Annotated in this window: 15 protein-coding genes and 1 pseudogene; 9 read left to right on the top strand and 7 right to left on the bottom strand. The window is 71.1% G+C overall.

All coding sequences use genetic code 11. The features are described 5' to 3' along the window. Positions 1-227 precede the first annotated feature (227 nt). From FYC51_RS17825 to FYC51_RS17815, 3 genes are all read left to right on the top strand, one after another. The gene (locus tag FYC51_RS17825; protein WP_148735091.1) at positions 228-614 is read left to right on the top strand and encodes a sigma-70 family RNA polymerase sigma factor family protein; all 387 of its coding nucleotides are present in this window, start codon (positions 228-230) and stop codon (positions 612-614) included. Positions 615-688: 74 nt separating this feature from the next. Next, positions 689-1,048: an MmcQ/YjbR family DNA-binding protein gene (locus tag FYC51_RS17820; RefSeq protein ID WP_148735090.1), complete on the top strand. Its 360-nt coding sequence runs from the start codon at positions 689-691 to the stop codon at positions 1,046-1,048. A 102-nt stretch (positions 1,049-1,150) separates the two neighbouring features. Then, the gene (locus FYC51_RS17815; RefSeq protein WP_148735089.1) at positions 1,151-1,852 is read left to right on the top strand and encodes a hypothetical protein; all 702 of its coding nucleotides are present in this window, start codon (positions 1,151-1,153) and stop codon (positions 1,850-1,852) included. A gap of 7 nt (positions 1,853-1,859) precedes the next feature. On the opposite strand, the gene FYC51_RS17810 is transcribed toward FYC51_RS17815, so the two are convergent. The 3 genes from FYC51_RS17810 to FYC51_RS17800 form a co-directional block, all read right to left on the bottom strand. Further along, positions 1,860-2,858: an ATP-grasp domain-containing protein gene (locus tag FYC51_RS17810; protein WP_148735088.1), complete on the bottom strand. Its 999-nt coding sequence runs from the start codon at positions 2,856-2,858 to the stop codon at positions 1,860-1,862. Continuing rightward, a complete protein-coding gene (locus FYC51_RS17805; RefSeq protein ID WP_238476444.1) occupies positions 2,855-4,036 on the bottom strand; it encodes a peptidase MATCAP family protein in 1,182 nt (393 codons plus the stop codon). Before FYC51_RS17805 ends, FYC51_RS17810 begins: the two co-directional genes overlap by 4 nt. A gap of 180 nt (positions 4,037-4,216) precedes the next feature. Continuing rightward, positions 4,217-5,638 (bottom strand): MFS transporter, encoded by a 1,422-nt coding sequence (locus FYC51_RS17800; RefSeq protein WP_148735086.1) that lies wholly within the window; start codon positions 5,636-5,638, stop codon positions 4,217-4,219. A 69-nt stretch (positions 5,639-5,707) separates the two neighbouring features. Between FYC51_RS17800 and FYC51_RS17795 the strand changes: the two genes are divergently transcribed. Then, the gene (locus tag FYC51_RS17795; RefSeq protein WP_148735085.1) at positions 5,708-6,295 is read left to right on the top strand and encodes a TetR/AcrR family transcriptional regulator; all 588 of its coding nucleotides are present in this window, start codon (positions 5,708-5,710) and stop codon (positions 6,293-6,295) included. 76 nt (positions 6,296-6,371) lie between these two features. Here FYC51_RS17795 and dinB read toward each other — a convergent pair whose 3' ends face one another. After that, positions 6,372-7,568, bottom strand: coding sequence for a DNA polymerase IV (gene dinB / locus FYC51_RS17790; RefSeq protein ID WP_148735084.1), 1,197 nt, complete (start codon positions 7,566-7,568; stop codon positions 6,372-6,374). A gap of 154 nt (positions 7,569-7,722) precedes the next feature. On the opposite strand from dinB, the gene FYC51_RS17785 reads away from it, so the two are divergent. The 3 genes from FYC51_RS17785 to FYC51_RS17775 all read left to right on the top strand — a co-directional run bounded on the left by FYC51_RS17785 (position 7,723) and on the right by FYC51_RS17775 (position 10,464). After that, positions 7,723-8,523 carry a universal stress protein gene (locus FYC51_RS17785; RefSeq protein ID WP_187432713.1) on the top strand — a complete coding sequence of 267 codons (801 nt, stop codon included), beginning with the start codon at positions 7,723-7,725 and terminating at the stop codon, positions 8,521-8,523. A 144-nt stretch (positions 8,524-8,667) separates the two neighbouring features. Further along, a complete protein-coding gene (locus tag FYC51_RS17780; RefSeq protein ID WP_148735082.1) occupies positions 8,668-10,035 on the top strand; it encodes a vanadium-dependent haloperoxidase in 1,368 nt (455 codons plus the stop codon). A gap of 39 nt (positions 10,036-10,074) precedes the next feature. Next, positions 10,075-10,464, top strand: a complete 390-nt coding sequence (locus FYC51_RS17775) for an MmcQ/YjbR family DNA-binding protein (protein WP_148735081.1) — start codon at positions 10,075-10,077, stop codon at positions 10,462-10,464. 34 nt (positions 10,465-10,498) lie between these two features. Here FYC51_RS17775 and FYC51_RS17770 read toward each other — a convergent pair whose 3' ends face one another. The 3 genes from FYC51_RS17770 to FYC51_RS17760 all read right to left on the bottom strand — a co-directional run bounded on the left by FYC51_RS17770 (position 10,499) and on the right by FYC51_RS17760 (position 15,128). Next, positions 10,499-13,036, bottom strand: coding sequence for a DUF4062 domain-containing protein (locus tag FYC51_RS17770; protein ID WP_148735080.1), 2,538 nt, complete (start codon positions 13,034-13,036; stop codon positions 10,499-10,501). A gap of 93 nt (positions 13,037-13,129) precedes the next feature. Next, positions 13,130-14,587, bottom strand: a complete 1,458-nt coding sequence (locus FYC51_RS17765) for a flotillin family protein (RefSeq protein WP_148735079.1) — start codon at positions 14,585-14,587, stop codon at positions 13,130-13,132. Between the two features lie 70 nt (positions 14,588-14,657). After that, positions 14,658-15,128 carry an NfeD family protein gene (locus tag FYC51_RS17760; RefSeq protein ID WP_148735078.1) on the bottom strand — a complete coding sequence of 157 codons (471 nt, stop codon included), beginning with the start codon at positions 15,126-15,128 and terminating at the stop codon, positions 14,658-14,660. Between FYC51_RS17760 and FYC51_RS19920 the strand changes: the two are divergent. Further along, a pseudogene (locus FYC51_RS19920) lies at positions 15,045-16,298 on the top strand (DUF4062 domain-containing protein); the annotation flags it as partial. The gene FYC51_RS17760 and the pseudogene FYC51_RS19920 overlap by 84 nt on opposite strands. Positions 16,299-16,307: 9 nt before the next feature. After that, positions 16,308-18,002 (top strand): ATP-binding protein, encoded by a 1,695-nt coding sequence (locus tag FYC51_RS17755; protein ID WP_238476442.1) that lies wholly within the window; start codon positions 16,308-16,310, stop codon positions 18,000-18,002. The last annotated feature ends 8 nt before the right edge of the window (positions 18,003-18,010 follow it).

The raw sequence follows: 18,010 nt of genomic DNA, 5'->3' as shown, positions 1-18,010 counted from the left end.
GCGGAGGAACTCCGATCCGGGCGCGATTGCTGGAGGCTCTCTGACCCCGTGCGGGTCGTCGAGACTTCTCGGCGCAGGACGTGCGAGTGGCGATGGCGCGCACTCGCCCGCAGACGTGTCGTGGGATCGACGGACTTCACGAGCCGGATCCGATGTCACAGGATGGTCGCCCGTCGTGTCCTATGTACAGAGTCCTCGACATCGGGCCGAGGCTCGGAGGGAAGACCATGGGCATGCTCGACTGGTTGCACCGCCCGCTGCACCACAGGGCGGTGCATGTGTTCCGCCGCGCGGCCGAATGCGGTGACGGCGAACGACTTGCCGCGCTGTTGGATCCCGGCGTCGCCGTGGTCGTCGATGCCGGAGATCTGGAGCAGCCCAGGATCAGAGTGGTTCACGGCGCCTACGAGGCGATCGCGTTGCTCACGCACGGCATGGCGGCCAAGCCGGGCCTCATCATCGACGAGCGCTCGGTCAACGCTCAGGCCGGGCTCATGCTCAGCCGAGGCGGCGAGACGATCGCTGCGATGACGGTCGACTTCACGCGAGGGCTCATCAGCATGGTGTGGATCCGCTTGCGTCCGGAGAAGCTGCGGCACTGGAACGAGGTCTGACTGGTTCGAGGTGTGCGATGGCCACTCCGGCAGGAGATCGTCGCCGAGTGAGTTCCGGGAAGTAGGGTTCACACATGGCGCGACTCGAAGACGTACGTCGTCTGGGCACCGAGCTCGAGCGGTCGTACGAGGTGTATGTGCGCGGCAGGTTGAAGTTCCGCGTCGGACAGCTCGTCTACGTCGCGTTCTCCCTCGATGAGACGGTGATGGGCTTCGCGTTTCCACGGGAGGAGCGGGCAGCACTCGTCGGGGGCCAGCCGCACAAGTTCCAGATGCCGACCCCGGCCGACATGCGCTTCAACTGGGTGCACGCCGACCTCGCGGCGCTGGAGCCGAGCGAGGCGCGTGAGTTCGTCGTCGACGCCTGGCGCATGGTCGTCCCCCAGAAGGTCTCCCGCGCCTACGATCTTGCGAATCCCAACGGCCCAGGATGAGCCCGGCGCGTGCGACACCTCGAGCAAGCGTTCCGCGAGATGCTCGTCCATCGGCGGCCGCGGCCGCCGTCCTGGGCAGCCGGCCGTGGCATACTCGCCATCGTGACCCGGAACGCACTCACCGTCGTCCTCGTCAGCGTGCTGACCTTCGGCGGACTCCTGGTCATGGTCGAGCTCACCACACCCGGGGGGCTCATCATCGATCGGCCCGACGCCGAGATCGCGGCGCTCGCCGATGAGGCGTTCCTCACGATGGAGGGGCGCGAGATCTTCTTCGATGCCCGGCCGCGACTACGCGACGAAGACGAGTTGTCGCGGGCTTGCGACCAGCGTGCGTCCGAGCCCGATGACTCCGGCGGCAGCACGACGGTCGGGTGCTACAGCGGGTACGACGTCATCTCGATCTTCAAGCCCGACGATGCGCGACTGCGGCCGATGATGGTGACGACGGCCGCGCACGAGCTGCTGCACGCCGTCTACGCCCGACTGGATCCCGCAGAGCGCGATGAGGTCGACGCGCTCGTCGAGGCGGAGCTCGTGCGGGTGCCGGCCGACGACGTGGTGCACGGACAGATCGCGGCGTCGGTGGGCGACCGGTCCGAGAACCGCGCCAGCGAGCTGTTCGCCTACCTCGGTTCCCAGGTCGCGCTCGACGGCGGGTTCGCCCCCGAGCTGGAGGCCTACTACGCGCGGTATTTCACCGACCGGGATGCACTCGTCGACGTGTTCCTCGCGTTCGAGTCGACGCTCGACGGAAGCGGCGTCGAGCTCGAGAACGACTGGGCGGATACGGGTCGCTGGTGACGTCGGCTCAGGACCCCGGGCTCACGCGGCGTTCCAGGGCCTCGATGACGGTCTCGGCGATGTCGAAGTCGTAGAGCCGCTCGACGCTCTGGAAGCCGCCGGGACTCTCCGCGTTGATCTCCACCACCTGGGTGCCGATCACGTCGATGCCCACGAGGAACATGCCGTCGGCGACGAGCTTGTCGCCCATCGCCTCGACGATGCCGAGCTCGGCCTCGCCGATCTCGAGGGGCACCGACCGACCGCCTGTGCTGATGTTGGCGCGCGGGTCCTTCCCGTTGGGTACGCGTCGGAAGGCGGCCACCTTGCCGTCGCGCTCGAGGAGCCGACCCTCCAGCAGGAAGATCCGGGCATCGCCGTCCTCGGCACCGTCGATGAACTCCTGGATGATGGCGTAGCCGTCCTGCAGGACCGCCTCCGTCATCTGCGCGAGGTTGGTCTCGCCCGGGCCCTCGATCATGAAGACGTTGCGGCCCTTCTGCCCGTAGAGCGGCTTGACGACGCAGTGTCCGACTTCGTCGACGAATCGCTCGATCGCCTCCGGGTCCCGCGTCACCAGCGACCGTGGTCGGATCGTCTCGGGGAACTCCTCCAGGTAGAGCTTGCTGGTCGCTCGATGGAGCGTGTTCGGGTCGTTGACCACGGTCACGCCCCTGCCCGCGAGCATCTGCCCGAACACCACGCCCATCGGGCTGGCCCACGGGCGCTCCTGCAGGTCGTCGATCGACTCGTTGCGCAGGAAGATCGCATCCAGGTCGTCCATGACGATCCGCTCGGCATCGCGCGCCTTGATGCCCTCCATGAAGCTCGCGAGGGTGTCGTCGCTCGTCCACCTCGCGGCGCGAGCCCTGGCCGCGAACAGTCCGTCGCTGCTGCCGAACTCGACGTCCCCGACGCCGACGTACCAGGTCTCGTGCCCGGCCCGTGCTGCGGCCCTGGCGAGTCGGGTGGTCCCGTATTCGTCCACCTCGATGTCGACATCGTTGACCAGAAATGCGAGCCTCATGCTGCCGCGTCTCCTTCGTAGAGGTCGGTGACCGTCGCGCCCTCGCGCAGCCGCTCCAGTCGGTCCTGTGCACCGGGCACGTCCAGCCAGCGCGGCCGAACCCACGGCGCGTGGAGCACCTCGCGGTCGAGCAGGTCCTGCACCAGCGGGATGTGGTCCAACGCGAGCTTGCCGACGAGCAGGACGTCGAGGCGGCTGCCCTCGGCGAGGGCGTCGAGGATGCGCGTGATCCCACGCAGGTAGATCGCGTCCTTCACCGAACCGCCCCCGACGACGACCCGGATGGCGATGGACCACGCGGTCCGTGCCGGTATGCGGTGGTCGGCCCGCAGCGACTCGAAGATGTCCAGGAAGCCGGCGCCGTCGAGCATCCTGCCGACCGCGACCACTCGCGCCGCGAGCACGCGCAGCCGCCGCGGATCCAACCCGCCGGTCAGGTACTCGGCGAGCACGGCGAGGCCCTCCTGCGTCTCGTCGTAGCCGGGCAGGCCGATGGTCAGCAGCGTCAGTGGCTGCCGGGCACCGTTCTGGTAGGTGACCACGTGGGTGCCGACCTCGTGGTGCAGCAACGGCTCGACCCGGTCGGCCCGGAAGGCGGCGGACTCCGGGATCAGCAGGCGGCCGAACGACACCATCAGCTCGGAGATGTCGTCTCGTACCTCGACGCGGACCGGGAAGTCGGGGTACACGGCGCGGTAGTGCTCGAACTCCGCACGGGCCGCGTCGGCGAACGCCCCGGCCGTGACGGTCTGGGTGCTGGGCGCCTGCGGGGGAATGGTCTCGAGCAGTTCCTCCGCCGCCGCCGCCAGTGGCGGGGCCACCGTTCCGTAGAGCTGGAGTGACCCGTAGAGGAACCGTGACGTGTCGCGGTCCTCCAACGCGGTGATCTGCCGGGCGATCTCGTCCCGCTTCGCCCGGAAGAGCGTGTGCAGCGCCGGGTCGTCCACGTTCTCGACCTCGAGGTCGTACAGGTCGCGCTGCGCCAGGTCGGGGTCGAAGTCCAACTGCCGCAGCCGCAGCGTGGGGGCCGTGCTGAAGTCACTGCGTTCGAAGTCCGCCCACGCCTCCGCCGCGTTGAGCGGCGTGACGTTGACGAGCAGGTTCACGCGGCGCTCGATCTCGGTGAGCCGGGCGTCGATGTCGAGTGCGGGCGCCAGCCGCTCGGTCGGTGATGACATCACGTCCGGGTCGTTGTCGTTGCCGGCCATCGGAGACCCCCGTTCTCGTGCTCACACGGTACTTCTCAGTCGAGACGGCAAGAAACCCCTTGCGGATCGCCTGCATGGCGGTGTTGCGGTCAGAGATGGGGCGACGGATGCCGCAGGCGGAGGCCGTGGCATCCGTCGCCGTCGAGCAGGTCAGTGCATACCCCTGGCGGCGCCGCCCGTCGCCATGGTCGTGCCCGACGGGACCACGACGGCCGCGAGGAGCGCCGCTACGGCGGCGACGATCGCCGCAGTCGCGAAGCCCACGCCGGAGCCCGAAGCGAGGATGGCGCTGAACGCCGAGACGCCGACGGCGCTACCGATCTCGTGCGAGGAGCTCAGCACGCCCGACGCGGTGCCCGCCTCGGCGTGGTCCACGCGGGCGAGCGTCGTGGTGCTGGCACACACGAACCCCGCGCCGAGTCCGGCCGCCGCGACGCTCATGCCGGCGACCGCAACGCCCTCGGCGAGACCGGTGGCGATCGCGACGGCCGCGAGAGCGAGCCCGGCGGCCCCCACGAGCAGGGCGACGGCCGCGACGGGGCGGGCCCCGACCGAGCCGACGGCATGGCCGGCGAGCTGGGCGCCGAGTACGACGCCGAGCGCGATCGGGAGGAAGGCGAGTCCGGTCGGGATCGGCCCCCATCCCGCGCCGACCTGCAGTTCGAACGAGAACATGACGAAGCCGCCGACGAGCAGCCCGGTGGCGACGAGCATCAGCAGCGAGCCCGTCGCGACCGGTCGGGAGCGCAGCAGCCCCAGCCGGACGAGCGGTTCGGGCGCGCGCCGCTCGACCCCGACGAACGCCGCGAGCAGTGCGACCCCGCCGAGGGCGATCGCGACTCCTGCCCAGGGCTCGACGATCTCGCCCACCGTGAACGAGGCCACGAGTGCGGCGATCCCTGCGGTCGCGAGCAGGGCACCTGCCACGTCGATCCGGCCGCGGGGACGCGCGCCGAGCACCGCGGTGCCGACGACGGCGGGGACGGCGAGCGCGACGAGCACGCCGACGGGAAGGTTGATGAAGAAGATCCAGCGCCATCCGGGACCGCCGGCCAGCAGGCCGCCGAGCAGCACGCCGACGGCAGCCCCCGCACCCCCGATCGCGCTCCAGACCCCGAGGGCGCGGTTGCGTGCGGGGCCTTGGAAGCGGTGCAGGAGGGTCGCGAGCGCCGCGGGCGACAGCAGGGCGGCGCCGACGCCCTGCGCGGCGCGAGCGCCGACGAGCCACGCGGCGTCGGGCGCCAGCCCCGCGACGAGCGAGGCCGCCGTGAAGACGGAGAGCCCGGCGAGGAGCATGCGGCGCGCGCCGAAGACATCGGTGAGGCGGCCGCCGAGGATCAGCAGGCCGCCGAACGGGACGGCATAGGCGGCGATCGCCCAGCCGGCGAGCGCCGGGTCGATGCCGAGTTCGGCGCTCATCACGGGGAGCGCCACGTTGACGACGGTCAGGTCGATGACGAGCATCGCCTGCGCGAGGGCGAGGACGACCAGGGTGAGCCGCGGACCGTGTTCGCGGCGTGCGGGCACGGCATCCGTTCGAGCTGGTCCGGGGGTCGTGGACGAGTGCGACATGGCGATTCCTATCTTGAACAGTGGTGTACAGGTTAACTCATACACTTATGTTTGAGATAGAGTCAAGGCATGGCCGAAGCGACCCCGCGTCCCACTCGCAGCGACGCCGTGCGGAACCGCGACGCGATCCTCGAGGCCGCGATCGACGTGCTTGCGCGCGATCCCCGCGCGAGCATGACCGACATCGCGCGCGCTTCGGGCGTCGGCCGCGTGACGCTCTACGGGCACTTCTCGTCGCGCGAGGAGCTCATCGAGGCGACCCTGCTCCGGGTCATCGAGCGTTCGGAAGCCGAGCTGGCGTCGCTCGACCTCAGCGGCGCGCCGATGGCCGCGCTCGACCTCCTGGTCCACCGCTCGTGGCGGATCGTCGACACCTTCCACCGGTTGCTCGGCGTCGCCGAGCTCGCCCTTTCGAACGAGCAGATCCTGGCGCACCACGCCGAGCCGATGGCGCGCGTCCGTCTCCTCATCGAACGGGGTCAGCACGACGGCGCGATGCGTCGCGACCTCGACGCGGGCTGGCTCACGAGCTGCTTCACCGCGATCCTGCACACGGCGGCGGGCGAACTCCGCGCCGGACGCCTCGCCGAGGATGACGCAGACCGCGTCGTCGCCGCGACCGTGGTCTCGCTGCTCGCCGCCCCGCCCAGCTCCTGAATCCGTCGACCTCGTCGCCATGACGGCACCCGCCACCATGAGCCTGCGTCGATCGACACCGCATCGTCCATCGCGTTCACTCGTGTTCGGGCAGCATGGGCGGCGACCAGCCCGGGTCGCGCCCGAGTTGCGCTGCTCTCGCGACGGATGCCGCGCCGAAGCGATCGCGGACCGCGTCGAGCACCGTGTCGAGGCGCTCCCCGTCCTCCCAGTCGATCGGAAGCTCGGGCTGGAGGCTGTCGGCGCGTGCCAACTGCGAGAACGAGACCCCGATCAGGGTGATGCCGCGGTCGGCGATCCGGGGCTGCGCACCGGCGAGCAACCCCTGCGCGATGGCGAGCAGCACCGAGGTGCGGTCGGTCGCAGTTCGGAGGGTGCGCGATCGGGTGGCCCTCGCGAAGTCGCCGTAGCGCAGGCGCAGGACGACCGTGCGGCAGGCCCGGTCCCGATCGCGGAGGCGCCGGGCGAGCCGATCGATGATCTGGGTGAGGATGACGTCGAGTTCCTCGGGCGAGCGCGGGCGGGTGCCGAGCGCGCGTTGAGAGCCGATCGAGCCGCGGCGGTGCGTGCTGTCGACCGGGCGCGGATCCCGCAGCCGGGCGAGTGCGTGCAGGTGCGCGCCGGTCGCCTTGCCGAGCAGCCGTTCCGCGGCCGCGGCTTCGAGCTCGGCCAGTTGCCCGACCGTGCGGATGCCGAGCCGGTGCAGCTTCTCCGCGGTCACGGCGCCGACTCCCCACAATCGTTCCACCGGCAGCGGAAGCAGGAACTCCTCTTCGCGCTCGGGTTCGACCAGCAGCAGGCCGTCGGGCTTGCTGACCGCGCTGGCGACCTTGGCGAGGAACTTGGTCCGCGCGATCCCGACCGAGATGGGCAACCCGACCTCCGCGCGAACCCGCTCACGCAATCGCACCGCGATATGCTCGGGCGTGCCCGCGATGCGACGCAGACCCCCGACCTCCAGGAATGCCTCGTCGATGGAGAGCCCCTCCACGAGCGGCGTCGTGTCGCGGAAGATCGCGAACACGGCTTTGCTGGCCTCCGAGTACGCGTCCATCCGTGGCGGGACCACGACGGCATCGGGGCACAGGTCGCGCGCCTGCCGGCCGCCCATCGCGGTGCGCACCCCGCGGGCCTTCGCCTCGTAACTCGCCGCCAGCACGACGCCGCCGCCGACGATGACGGGCCGCCCGCGCAGCTCGGGCGCGTCACGCTGCTCGACCGAGGCGTAGAACGCGTCGAGATCCGCGTGCAGCACGGTCGCCTCGCCCCGCATCCCGCCCTCCACTGATCGTCCTCCTGCGCATCGTCGCACGCACCGGGGACACCGGGTGCCGGCGCACGGGACCTTCTACCCGTCGTCCGAGCATCCGTTCCGGCAGACTCGGGCTCGACGGAGCGGAGGTGCGGTCATGCACGAGGCGACGGTGGTGGGATGGGATGGCGGCAGGACCGCGGAGGCCGCGCTCGCATGGGCGATCGCCCGAGCCGAGCGGCAGCCCGCGGGAGCACGGAAGCTCAGGATCGTGCGCGTGTTCGACGAGGCCGCGATCGCGGGGGAGGACCGCGCGATCGAGGACCTCGTGCGCGTCGCCGAGTCCGACGCCGATGCCGCGGGCCTCCGGGTCCGGACGGAGCATCCGTCGTTGGAGGTCGAGGTCGAGTTCGTGCGCGACGAGCCGGGCGAGGCGTTGCGGGACCGGACGGGCGATGACGCCGTCGTCGTCGTCGGTGCGGAGAACGGGCGCACGGACGAGTACTGGCACAGCTCGAGGCTCGGCGCGAGGCTCTGCGGCATGGCCGATGGGCCGGTGGCGGTGATCCCCACGGATGACCCGGGGTCGAGGTCTGGGGTTCTCGTTGCCGTCGATCACGGGCTCGCGGCTCAGGGGCTCTGCCGATTCGCCGCAGCCTTCGCGGCATCCGCCGGCGAGTCCCTGCACGCCATGCACATCGGTTCGCGCTCGCACACGGTCGGCGTCGATGTGGAGGAGCTCGAGGACGCGCTCGGTCCGGCCCGGCGCGAGTTCCCCGATCTCGAGATCGTGACGCACGTCGAGTCGGGCCCGACGGCGACGACGCTGCTGCGACGCGCGGAGGATCACGACACGGTCGTGGTCGGTTCGCGCGGGCTCGGCGCCGTCGGGAGGATGTTCCTCGGATCCGTGAGCCATGCGATGGTCACGAACGCCCGCTGCCCGACGATCGTCGTGCCGCCGGCGCGCCGTTGACGAGAGCGTTCTCGCTCCGAGTGCACCATCACCCCAGAACTGGGGATTCCTCAATTGTTCCGTGTTGTGGACACCGTTCCGGATCGGTGGGACAGTCGGAGGTATTCGGGGGGCCCTGTCTGCTCGCACCATCTGGGGGGCATCATGACCCATCAACGATTCGTCAGCCTGGTGGCCGGGACGATCGTGGCATCGGCCGCGTTCGGCGCGTACGGCGTCTCGGTCGTACCGCTCGTGGCATCCGCCGCACCGCCTGTTGCCGCGGACGCCACTGCCGTCCTCCACTGGAACCAGGTCGCGGCGACCACGCTCGCCGCCGTTCCGGGACCGAACGGCGGCGCGCCACCCGCGTTCCAGATCAACATGGGCATGACCCAGGGCGCCGTGTACGACGCGGTGAACGCGATCGGGCCCAAGCAGCATCAGCCCTATCTCCTCGACAAGCGTTTCGGCGCGAAGGCGTCAGTGGAAGCCGCCGTGGCGACCGCCGCCTACGACGTGCTCGCGGCGCTCGTCTCGAGCGCACCGGAACGGGCGCCGTTCCCGGGCCGGGCGGCACTCCTGGCGGGTCTCGCCACCGAATACGCGACCTCGCTCGATGCGGTCGCCGATGGCCCCTTCGAGAAGCAGGGCGTCGCCGCCGGACATGCAGCGGCCAGCGCCATGCTCGAGGCGAGGGTGGACGACGGACGGTTCGGCGAATCCCAGTGGGTTCCCGACACCTCGCCCGGACACTGGTGGCCGCTCCTGAACGCGCAGGGGCAGCCGATCCTCGACCCGACCCCATGGGCCGGCGGTGTCGAACCGTTCCTCATCGAGAGCCAATCGCAGTTCCGCACCGAGCCGCCGCCCGCGCTCGACAGCGACGCCTACGCGGCGGAGGTCAACGAGGTCCAGGCGCTCGGACGAGCCACGGGGTCCACCCGGACGGAGCATCAGACGTACGTCGCCAAGTGGTGGCAGAGCGCGCCCATCCTGAGCTGGAACGAGGTCTCGCGACAGCTCATCGAGCGCAACGAGCTCACCGCCGCCGACAGCGCGAGGCTCCTCGCGCTGCAGAACCTGAGTGGGGCGGATGCCGCGATCAACTGCTGGAACGACAAGTACTTCTACGACTTCTGGCGACCGTGGAACTCGATCCCTCGGGCCGACGAGGACGACAACCCCGCGACCATCGCCGAGCCCGGATGGACGGCCCTGATCACCGCGCCGTACCCCGACACGCCGTCGGGGCACAACTGCCTCGACGCCGCCCACGTCACCGTCATGCGGATGTTCTTCGGCGACGTGATCGAAGGCGGGTTCCAGATCACGAGCCTGTCCGCCCTCCTCACGGCCGCCGAGCCGAAGGTGCGCACCTTCGACTCGTTCTCGCAGCCGCTCGGCGAGCTGATCGACGCGCGCATCTGGGCGGGCCTGCACTATCGCTTCGCAGACGTCCAGGGCCAGCTGCTCGGCGCGAACGTGGCGAACTACGGAGCCGCGAACTACTTCCAGGCGGTGGGCCGCTGAGCTCTTCTTCAGGTCGGGGGTGCGCCATAGGCTCGGTCCGTGGCCACCCTCGACGACGTCCGCCGCACCGCCACGGGGCTGCCCGGCAGCGAGGAGCGCGCGACCACCGGCGGTGCCGCGTGGTTCGTGCGCGGCAGGCTCTACGCGTGGGAGTGCCACCCGTGGCCGAGCATCCCCGAAGACATGCGGGCGATCATCGCGGGCGAGCTCGTCGTCGGGGTCAAGGTCGCCGATCGCATCGACGCGCTGGCCCTCGTCGAGATGGCGCCCGACGTGTTCCTGCGCACGACCACGAGGTGGGGTGAGCCGAAGGTCGCCTTCCGCATGGCCGGCATCGACGACGACCATCTCGCCGAGCTCGTGACCGAGGCGTGGCGCATCCAGGCACCGAAGTACCTGCGGCGGGAGTTCGACGCCGCCGACCGCTGAATCGGGCCGTCAGGAGGCGAAGGAAACGGTCGATTCACTCGCCGAGCGCGTACGCCGCCGCGGCCGCCGTCCCGAGGTCCGCACCCGCCGCCACCCACCCGGCGAACCCGGGTTCGTGCCCATGCTCGTCCTCGAGCCGGCGCGCCGTCTGTGCGAAGGCGGCGAGCGGTGGGCTGTTGTAGACGCCGCTGATGGCGCGGGCCGCGCGAGCCGCACCGAGCAGCGTCGCCGCACGCTCGACATCGCCGCGATCGGCCGCGACGGCGCACAGCGCCTCGAGCGCGTGCGCGATGCCCTCGACGTAGAAGAGCCGGAGCGAACGCCGGAGGCTGTTCTTGAACCGCGGCTCGGCGGTGACCGGGTCACCCGCGAGCACCTCGGCGACGCCGACGTGATGCTCGCTCATGGCTCGGCTGAACTCGTCACGTCCGGCCGCGGCGATCTCGTCGCCGCGCAGGAACGCGCGATGCGCGCCCATGACATCGTCGGCCGCCAGCCGCAGCAGGCCGTGGATGACGTGCGCCAGGCTCTCGCCGAGCGGATGGCGCCGCTCTGCGAAGAGCGCGAACCCTCGGGCGATCTCGCGGTCCGCCCCCGGCAGGTCGCCCACGCTCCGGTCGGCGAGCGCCAGGGCGAGCGAGTTGCGCGCGAACGCCTCGCCGAGCACGTCGCCGACGGCCGCGAAGCCCTCGGCGCTCTCGCGCAGGTCGCGCACCGCGTCGGTGCGATCCGCGTCGCCGAAGGTGATCGAGCCGGTGAAGTACAGCGCCGACGCCCGCGCACGGCCCTCGAGCGGATGCCGCGCGAGGAGCTCGCGCATCCAGGCGGTCACCTCGCCCTGGCGTCCGCTCGCCCACCAGAACGGGAAGAGCCGCCACGCGAGCACCTCGAGCTCTTCGGCGCGTCCCTGGTCGAGCAGCGTCCGGCCCGCTGCGCGCAGGTTCTCGTGGTCGGCGCGCAGTCCCCAGAGCGTGTCGACGCCGCCGGGCCCGTAGAGCCGCGGACCCTGCTGGCGAGCGACCGCGATGAAATGAGCCGCGTGGCGATCCGCGAGGGCGTTCGTGTTGCCTTCGGCGGCGGCACGCTCGAGCGACGCCGTCCGCACGGTCGTCAGCATCGTGAACCGGCTCGACCGGCCAGCGGTCTCATGCACGACGAGGCTCGCGTCCACGAGCCGCGCCACGGGTTCGAGGGCGTCATGACCGATGAGGGCGGATGCCGCGTCGAGGTCGAATCCGCCCGAGAAGACGCCGATCACGTCGAACGCGTCCCGCGCCTCGTCATCGAGGAGGTCGACGCTCCAGTCGATGGTCCGGGCGAGGGTGCGCTGCCGTTCGGGCCGGTCGGGGCCGGCTTCGGGGAGGATGTCCAGTCCGCGCTCGAGTCGCTCGCGAAGCTCGGCCGGCGTCAGGAGTCGCGTGCGCGCGGCGGCCAGCTCGATGGCGAGCGGCAGCCCGTCCAGGGCACGGCACACGGCGCGGATGTCGTCGACGTCGCCGTTCCCGAGGCCCACGGCCCCTGCGGCCCGGGCGCGGTCGAGGAACAACTGCTCCGCCGGACCGGGCGCCGCGGCATCCGCTCGGTCGTCGCGGATCGCGAGCGGGCGCACCTCGTAACGGTGCTCGCCCGCGATGCCCAGGGCGACGCGGCTCGTCGCGAGTACGACGGCACCCTGCGCGGCCGCGAGCAGTCGCGCGAGCTGCGGTGCCGCGTCGAGCACGTGCTCGAGGTTGTCGACGACGAGGAGCGTCGGCCGATCGCCGATCGCCGTGGCCACCCGCTCCTCGAGGCGCCCGTCGCCGACGTCGATGACCCCGAGCGACGACGCGATCGCCGGGATCACGAGCGAGGCGTCGCGCACCGGTGCGAGGTCGATGAAGTGCACGCCGGCGGCGAACGCCTCCGCGGCACCCGCTGCCGAGGCGATCGCGAGCCGGGTCTTGCCCACTCCGCCCGGTCCGATCAGCGTCACGAGACGATCGCGTTGCGACAGGAGCAGATCGCCGACCGCCGCGACATCGACCTGCCGCCCGACGAAGGAGTCGACGGGGGCGGGGAGCGCCTCGCCCTGCCGCGCCGGCTCGGTCGCGCGGCCCCGGTCGAACCGCTCGCCGATGAGCAGTGCCAGATCGCGGGCGACGAGCTCCTCGAGCTCCGCGGGGTCGCGGAACGTGGCGTACGACACGTCATCCCGGCTTCGGATCCGGTCCACGAGCGCCTCGAGTCGTCCGTCGCGGGAACCGTGCCCGTTCGTCAGGTAGACGAGGCGCGGCATCCCCTCGGCGAGCGAGTATTCGTCCTCGAGGCCCGAGACGTCCTCGCCGGGCGCGATCCACCCGTAGCTCGCGCCGTAGATGCCGACGAAGATGTCGCTCTGCGCGAGGTAGGCGCGGTAGAGGTCGCGCGGCGGGTGCGGGCGGGAGCCGAGCTCGAACATGACCGGCGTCAGCATCAGGCGTTCGATGGCGGCGCGCGCGGCGGCGCGCTCGGCCGCGAGCTCGCGGAGGGTCGAGCTGACGAACACGCGGAGCCGCTGGTCGGGTGTCCGGATCGCCGTCGAGTCCACCGCCATGACCTCCCCAGGGCGCTGGCTGCAGTCTAGCCCTCGGGCTCCGGCGATCGGCCGATGGGCGGGCACTGCGGACGTGCCCGCCCGTCGTCGGGATCAGTCGCGCGGCGTCTCGGCCTTCACGAGCTGGCCGCCCGCGAGGCCGGCGAGGATCGCTCCGACGTCGAGCCCGGTCAGCGACTTGACGACCTCGGTGCCCTCGCCGAGCACCTGGCCGACGGTCTTCGTGATCGCGCTCGCACCGTCGGTCGAGACGACCGTGAGCGTGTCGATGTTGCCGATCGGCTCCGCGGCCGCGCGCACGATCTCGGGCAGGCGGGAGATGATCTCCTGCGCGAGGGCCGCCTCGCCGTACTTCTTCAGGGCGATGGCCTTCGCGTCGGTCGCCGCGGCATCCGCGATGCCCTCGGCCTGGATGGCGGCGGCGCGTGCCTCGCCCTCGGCCCGGATACCGGCCGCGAGCGCCACCTGACGGTCGCGCTCGGCCTCGCCGGAGACGCGCACGGCCGTCGCCGACGCCTCGGCGTCCTGCACGGCGGCGACCTTGTTCGCCTCGGCGATCTTCGTGCGCTTGTAGGCGTCGGCCTCGGTGGCGGCGTTGGCCGCGTCGCGCTGCGCGTTCGCGCGCTGCACCTCGGCGTAGGCCTCCGCCTCGGCGGGCTTGCGCACGTCGATGTCGAGCTTCTCCTGCGTCACGAGCGCCTGCTCGGCGAGGGCCTCGCGCTCCTGCGTGGCGACGAGCTTGTCCTGCTCGGCCTTCGCGAGCAGGCCGGATGCCTCGGCTTCGGCGTTCGCGCGGTCGGTCTCGGCCTTGATGCCGGCCTGCTTGAGGCTCAGCGCCTTCTGACGCTCGGCGATCTGCTCTGCGGCCTCGATGCGGGCGAACTCGCTCGCCCGCGCCGCCTCGGCCTCGCTGACCTCGGCGACCTGGCGGGCGCGCGCGGCCTCGGCGCGGCCGAGGTTGGCGAGGTAGTCGCTGCCGGGCGTCGAGATGTCGGAGATGTTGAGGAGGTCGACCTGGAGGCCCTGCTCGACGAGGTCGGCCTTCGTCTCGGCGACGACGCGGTCGGAGAGGCTCTTGCGGTCGGAGATGATCTGCTCGATCGTCATGTCGCCCACGATCGAGCGCAGCGAGCCCTCGAGCGACTCCTTGATGATCTCGGTGAGCAGCTCCTGCTGCGACAGGAAGCGCTGCGCGGCTCGCCGCACGCCCTCCTCGGTGCCGCTCACCTTGAAGTTGATCGACGCCTTGATGGCGATCTTGATGCGGTTCTTGTCGACGCCCTCGACCGTGATGCCGATCTGGCGCTGCTCGAGCGAGATCGCGAAGCCCTGCTGGAGGATCGGCCACACGAAGGTGCGGCCGCCGATGACGACCCGCTGGCCGACGGGAGCCTCTCCGGGAGCCGGGCGTCCGGCGCCGCGGCCGACGATGACGAGGGCCTCGTTCGGCGGCACGCGCCGGATGCGGCGGCCGATGAAGACGAGCAGGGCGATGAGTGCGATCGCGATCGCGACGATCGAGATCACCTGCACGAGGAAGGGATCGAGCACGGGCGGTCCTTTCAGGAACGGAGCGGTCAGGAGGGGATGGGGCAGGGGTGGTGCGGGGTCAGGGGCGTGGTCAGTCGGCGACGACCTTGACCCGCGTGCCGGCGTGCTCGATCACGCGGATCCGCGCGCCTTCGGCGATCGGAGCATCCGACCAGGCGAGCCGCCGTTCGATCTCACCGGGGCCGTCGAGGCTGACCTCGCCGCCCGACGACGACACGTCGGACTTCGCGACGCCCGTGAGTCCCAGGGCCGACGCCGGTACGCCGTCGGAGCTGCGGGTCAGGCTGCGCACCGCGACGGCACTCAGCAGGTAGGCGACGACGGCGAGCACTGCGGCGAGCACGTACGCCCAGACGAGGTCGAGCCCCCAGGTCACCGTCAGTGCGCCGGCCGCCCCGAAGACCACCAGGCCGACGGCGAGCGCCGTGCCCGAGATCGCGCCGTCGCCGATGTCGAAGTGATCGAAGATGTCGCCGAGCAGGAGCGAGATGACGAGCAGGACGAGGCCGAGGCCCCCGACGATCAGAAAGGGGAGGAGCAACGTCGGAAGGCCTCTCTCGCGCACGAATCCCGCGGGCGACCACCCGCGGGTGGACTCACCCTATCGGCGGCGGGGCCTTTCGCGCATCACTCGTGCGAACCTTCGTCCCCGAGACCTCACGACACTACGGGATGGCCGATCGAGACGGCGGCACCGTGGCGGCGAGGCGTGCTGGAACGGGTGCTCGAGCGTCGGCTGCGGACTGGACGCCCCCGGAGGTGCACGCGACAATGGCCCCATGTGGCGCCGGTCCTGGTGCGCGCAGTGGTTGCGGGAATCGTCGTGAGCGATCCGACCGACGAGCCCGTCATCAGGACGCCCGACCAGCTCCTGCGGATCTTCGTGAGCTCCACGCTGCGCGAACTGGAGGCGGAGCGATCGGCAGTGCGAGGCGCCGTCGAGCGTCTGCATCTCGCACCCGTCATGTTCGAGCTCGGCGCACGTCCGCATCCGCCCCGCGAGCTGTATCGAGCGTACCTAACGCAGAGCGACGTCTTCATCGGCATCTACTGGCAGCAGTACGGATGGATCGCACCCGGCGAGCAGCTCTCGGGTCTCGAGGACGAGTACCGCCTCGTACCCCGGGAGATGCCCAAGCTCATCTACGTGAAGCGGTCGGTCGACCGCGAGGCGCGTCTGGAGACGCTGCTCGAACGGGTCCGCGACGACGACTCCGCCTCCTACAAGCCCTTCACGGATGCCGCCGAGCTCGCGGGCCTCGTCGAAGCCGACCTCGCGACCCTCCTCGCCGAGCGCTTCGACGCTTCGCGGGCGCGTCCAGCCCATGACGCGGAGGAGCCGACCGGTGACCTCCTTCCGGCTCCGTCGACCGACGTCGTCGGGCGCGAAGCCGAGATCGACGCCCTGCTCGCGTGGATCGACGATGAAGGTGGCCCGCGGCTCATCACGCTCGTCGGAGCGGGTGGGATCGGCAAGACGCGTTTGGCGCTCGAAGTGGCTCGCCGAGTCCGCGACCGGTTCGATCGGGTCACGTTCGTGCCGATCGAGCACGTCCGGGAGGATCGGGACGTGCTCCCGACCATCGCGCGACGCTTCGGCGTCCGCGACCTCGGCCACCGATCCATGATCGAGGGGCTGGCCATCGCGAGGCGGGGGCGGCGCGACCTCATCCTGCTCGACAACTTCGAACAGGTCGTCTCGTCCGCCCCGCTGGTCACGATGCTGCTCGACGCGCTGCCACAGGCGAAGGTGCTGGTGACGAGCCGAACGCGACTGCGGCTGCGGAGCGAGCAGGTCTTCGACGTGGATCCGCTGGGGGTTCCCGCAGAACCGGAGGGCACGGCCCTCCGCGAGATCCTCTCCGCCCCAGCGGTCCGTCTCTTCCGCGACCGGGCCAAGGCGGCGGACCCGACCTTCGAGGTCACCGATGACAACGCCCGCGAGGTGGCCGGCATCTGCCGGGCGCTCGATGGCGTGCCGCTCGCCATCGAGCTTGCGGCGATCCGCGTTCGGGCGCTGACACCGGCGGCGATGCTGGAACGGCTCGATCGCGCGCTGCCGCTGCTCGGGACCGGCGCGCGCGATGTGCCCGAGCGCCAGCGTACGATCCGCGCGACGGTGGAGTGGAGCGTCGACCTGCTGGGTGCCGAGGCCCAGGCGCTGTTCACGCGGATCGGCGTGTTCACGGGCGCATTCAGTCTCGACGCCGCTGAGGCGGTCGCCTCAGGTGCGCCCTGGGCGCCCGACCTGCTCGAGGCGGTCCTCGAGCTCGTCGACGGCAGCCTCCTGCGACGGCACGACCATGCCGGCGTGCCGTTCTACTCCATGCTCGTGCCGGTACGGGAGGTGGCGACCGACCGATTCGAGCACGAGACCGATGTCGAAGCGGTGCGTCGGGCCCATGCCGATCACTACGTCCGTCTTGCGGTCGAGATCGAACCCCGACTGCGGGGCGCCACGCAGGTGGCGGCACTGGACCGGTTGGAGACGGAGCGGGACAACATCCGATCGGGATATCGCCACCTCATCGCCATCGGCGCGGCCGAGGCCGTGGTCGACGCCGTGTGGCGGGTGCTGCTGTACTGGTGGATCCGCAACCAGCTTCCCGAGGCGAAGGCATGGATGGAGGACGTGCTCGCCGCCGGGGCGAGGCTCACCGATCGCACCCGGGCGATCGCACTCGCGATCTCGGGTTGGGTCTCGCTGCTGCAGCCCGGGGCCGGGATCGATCCGGCGGCGATCGAGGAGAGCGCGGACCTCTTCCATGCGGCCGGCGACGCCTTCGGAGAGGCGTGCGCGCTGACCGTGCTGAGCACCATGCGGACGTGGGGCTCCCCGCCCGACCTCGATCTCGCGGAGTCGCTGCAGCGCCGCGCCATCGGGCTCGTGCCCGCCGAGCTGGACCCCACGTTCAACGCCTTCTTCCGAGCGAGCCTCGGCACGATCGAGCTCTATCGGGGACATCCTGATGCGGCGCTCGCGGCGGCCGAGGAGGTGGTCGCCGATGCGGGCCGCATCGGTGACCGGTTCGTGGAGGCGGTCGCCCTCACGAATTGCGGCTGGTCGCGACTGGCCCTCGGTGAGGGGCGACCCGACCTGTTCGTGCGGGCGCTGGAACTGTCGTTGGAGCTGGGCTTCGAGGACGGGACCGGCTACGAGCTGGAGGGGCTGGCGGCGTGCGCGGCCATGTCCGGCGACCTCGACCGCAGCGGCATGCTCCTCGGTGCCGCGGAGGCATCACGCACACGCACCGGGATGGGCGACCGCCGGGCGAGCCTCACGCAGGCGCCCTTCGTGCGGCAGGTGCTCGCGTCGGAAGGGGCGGCCCGGTTCGAAGCTGCGAGGGACGCCGGTCGAGCTCTTCCGCGCAGCGAGGCGCTTGCACTCGCGATGGAGGCACGGCCCGACGGATGAGCGGGTCG

The sequence above is a fragment of the Agromyces mariniharenae genome (genome assembly GCF_008122505.1).
Lineage (GTDB): Bacteria > Actinomycetota > Actinomycetes > Actinomycetales > Microbacteriaceae > Agromyces > Agromyces mariniharenae.
This window is presented reverse-complemented; position numbering and strand designations above follow the sequence as displayed.

Bases quoted from the DNA above. Each gene is read 5' to 3' on its own strand.
- FYC51_RS17825 (WP_148735091.1), top strand. From the start codon at position 228: ATGGGCATGCTCGACTGGTTGCACCGCCCGCTGCACCACAGGGCGGTG.
- FYC51_RS17820 (WP_148735090.1), top strand. From the start codon at position 689: ATGGCGCGACTCGAAGACGTACGTCGTCTGGGCACCGAGCTCGAGCGG.
- FYC51_RS17810 (WP_148735088.1), bottom strand. From the start codon at position 2,858: ATGAGGCTCGCATTTCTGGTCAACGATGTCGACATCGAGGTGGACGAA.
- FYC51_RS17805 (WP_238476444.1), bottom strand. From the start codon at position 4,036: ATGTCATCACCGACCGAGCGGCTGGCGCCCGCACTCGACATCGACGCC.
- FYC51_RS17800 (WP_148735086.1), bottom strand. From the start codon at position 5,638: ATGTCGCACTCGTCCACGACCCCCGGACCAGCTCGAACGGATGCCGTG.
- FYC51_RS17795 (WP_148735085.1), top strand. From the start codon at position 5,708: ATGGCCGAAGCGACCCCGCGTCCCACTCGCAGCGACGCCGTGCGGAAC.
- dinB (WP_148735084.1), bottom strand. From the start codon at position 7,568: ATGCGGGGCGAGGCGACCGTGCTGCACGCGGATCTCGACGCGTTCTAC.
- FYC51_RS17780 (WP_148735082.1), top strand. From the start codon at position 8,668: ATGACCCATCAACGATTCGTCAGCCTGGTGGCCGGGACGATCGTGGCA.
- FYC51_RS17770 (WP_148735080.1), bottom strand. From the start codon at position 13,036: ATGGCGGTGGACTCGACGGCGATCCGGACACCCGACCAGCGGCTCCGC.
- FYC51_RS17755 (WP_238476442.1), top strand. From the start codon at position 16,308: ATGCTGCTCGACGCGCTGCCACAGGCGAAGGTGCTGGTGACGAGCCGA.